Raw genomic sequence first — 3,007 nt, 5'->3', positions numbered from 1 at the left:
CCCGCCGGGCTGTCCGGGGACTTCGGGCCGCCCGTCTTGCCGCACGGGCTCTGCACCAGGCCGAGCGGGTCGCTCTGCAGGTGCGGCTGCTCCACGTACCCCACCGGGTCGGGCGCCGCGGCCAGGCCGAGCGGGTCCTGGCTCAGGTAGCGGCCGGTCCGCGGGTCGTAGTAGCGGTAGACGTTGTAGTGCAGCCCGGTCTCGGCGTCGCGGTACTGGCCCGGGAAGGCCAGCGGCATCGGCGCGGTGCCGGACGCCGACGGCAGCAGCTCGCCCCAGAAGCTCGTGCGCGCCTGCCAGTCGACGCTGCCGTCCGGGCCCAGGAGCTCGGTCGGCGTGCCGGCCGGGGACGTCACCACCGTGTGGAACCGCACTTCGGCACCCCGCTGCTCGACCTGCACCACCGGCCGGCCGTCGTCGGGGTGACGCTCCCAGGTGAGCACGCGCGACGAGCCGTCGTCGGTCAGCTCGATCTCCTCGACGAGCTCCGCGCCGCTCCAGACGAACCACGTCTCCGCCGTCTGCCGCGGCGCGCCGTCGTCGCCGAGGATCCAGCGGCGCTTGGCGAACCGGCGGCCGAGCGGGTCGTAGAGGTAGGTCCAGAACGACTCGTCCGGGGCGATCACGGCGACCAGCCGGTCCAGCTCGTCCCACACGAACCGCCACTCCTCCGGCCCGTGGGCGGCGACGCGCACCCGGCCCTGCGGGTCGTGGCCGTAGCGCGTCCCGGCCGGCGGCACGAGCCGGCTGGCCGCGTCGTAGGCGAAGCGTTCCACGCCGTCGGGCGCGTGCACCTCCGCGACGCGGCCCGCCTGGTCGAATCCGAACCGGACCGGCCGCGGGTCGTCGATCGCGGCGAGCCGGCCGTCCGGCGTGTACGCGTAGGCGCGCCGGCCCACGCCGGCGATCGTCTGCTCCCCGAGCCGGTCCGACGCGTCGAAGACCTGGCGCAGCACCTCCGAGCCGTCGGCCGACCGGCGCACCTCGCGGCCGGCTTCGTCGTATCCGAACGCGATTTCGTGACCCGCGATGCGCAGCGACACCGGGAGATCGCCGTCGTACCGCCACTCACTGTCCACACCGGACAGTGTGGTGCGGTGGACGCCCGCGGCGTCGTAGGACCAGCGCACGCCGACGCCGTTGAGGGTCTCTTCGCGCACCCGCCCGCGTTCGTCGCGCACGATCTGCAGGACCGATTCGTTGTTGACCGCGTACTCGAGCTGTCCCAGCGCGTCGTAGGCGTAGCCGGTGACGCCGGTCGCCGTCCGCCGTTCGACGACGTTGCCGAGCGCGTCGTAGGCGTACTCGGTGACTTCGCCGAGGCCGTTCGTCATCCGCCGCAGCTGCCCGGCCTCGTCGTAGGCGTAGGTCAGCCGACGCCCGTCGAAGTCGGTCTCCTCGACGAGCCGTCCGGCCGGGTCGTAGGTGTAGCGCCAGGTCTGGCCACGCGGGTTGGTCACGGCGACCAGGCGCAGCTCGGCGTCGTAGCCGTACGCCGTGCGCGCGCCGGCCGCGTCGAACTCCTCGATCGGCAGGCCGAACGGGCCGTACGTGCGCCGGGTCGTCCGCCCGGCCGCGTCGCGGTGCTCGACGACGCGGCCTTCGCCGTCGTGACGCCAGCTTTCGCGCTCGCCGCCGGGGCCGATCCGCCAGGAGCGCTGCCCTTCGGCCGTCCAGCCGAGCCGGGCCGCGCCGCCGGACGCGGTGTGCACCAGCCGCGGCCGCCCGAACGGGTCGCGGTCGCCGGGCCGCACCGCCGCGGTGAGCACCGGTTCGCCGCCCAAGGCGTCCGTGCCGTCGACGCGCAGCCGGGTCGAGACTCCCGGGAGGGCCGCGTAGGGGTCGGACGCCGCGGCGACGACCCGCGCGTCACCGGCCCGCAGTTCCACCTCGCCGGCCCCGGCCGGGGTCAGCCGCACCACGGAACCGTCCGGCCGCGTGACCGTCGCCAGCTCGCCGTTTTCGTAGCCGTAGAAGGTGATCCGGCCCAGTTCGTCGGACTGCGACAGCAGGTCGTCGTAGCGGGTCCACGAGTACCGGCGCGTGTGCCCGAGCGGATCGGTCCGTTCGACGAGCTGGCCGGCCTCGTTCATCCGGTAGACCCACGTGTGGCCGAGCGCGTCGGTGTGCCGGGTGGTCCGGGTCTCGGTGTCGTAGGCGAACGTGCCGTTGAGGTAGCGCTCGGCGCCGACGCTGCGGACGCAGCGGCCCTCGGCGTCGTAGACGTAGCGGTACCAGGTGCCGGTGCGGTCCTGCCAGCCGACGATCCGGTCGTCGACGTCGTAGTCGAGGTTCACCGGGCGGCCGGTGAAGCCGGCGATCTGGGTCAGCTGGCCGAGCCGGTTGTAGCCGTACCGGACGACCGGCGCGCCGCCGGGCACGCCGAGCGCGGCGATCCGGCCCGAGTCGGCGTTGATCCCGATCTCGGTGCCGTCGTCCCGGCGCAGCAGCCGCGGGGCGCCGCTTGCGTCGTGCTCGATCGTGGTGCGGGAGCCGCCCTGCTCGATGACCGTCAGCGGCAGCACGCGCCCGGGGCCGTCCGCGAACACGAGGTCGCGGCCGCCTGCCGAGAGCCGGTAGCCCTCGGCGGTCCGGCGCAGCGGGTGGCGCGGGCCTTCGACCGGCAGCACGGGCCGGTTGCCGTCCGGGCGCGGGTACACGAGGACCATGCCGTCCTCGGCGAAGAACCGCAGGTGCGCGCGGTCGGCCTCCAGCCGCTGGTCCAATGTGGACGCCCAGGAGCGGCCGAACCACCGGCCGGCGCGGTAGGCCGACAGGTGCGTGCGGGACAGCTCCAGGTCGCCGGCATCGCCCGGCAGCGTCAGGTCGACCTGCTTCAGCACGACCTCGCCGGTGGCGACGTCGACCGGGTCGGAGACGCAGACCTTCTTGTCGTCCGGCACCGCGCGGTCGCGCGGGCCGTCGCCCTTGGGGTCGCCCTTCGGCTTGCCCCCGCCGTCCGGGCTGCCCTTCGGCGTGCCCCCGGGCGGCGGGGGCAAGCCGAAGG

The 3,007-nt window shown here is 74.7% G+C and carries 1 protein-coding gene; it reads right to left on the bottom strand.

Annotated features, from left to right (window positions below; all coding sequences use genetic code 11):
* Window positions 1-3,007: DUF6531 domain-containing protein (locus CCN39_RS32465; RefSeq protein WP_143264235.1), on the bottom strand; the 3,007-nt coding region annotated here is incomplete at both ends.

The organism is Amycolatopsis kentuckyensis, from assembly GCF_002155975.1.
Taxonomy (GTDB): domain Bacteria; phylum Actinomycetota; class Actinomycetes; order Mycobacteriales; family Pseudonocardiaceae; genus Amycolatopsis; species Amycolatopsis kentuckyensis.
This window is presented reverse-complemented; position numbering and strand designations above follow the sequence as displayed.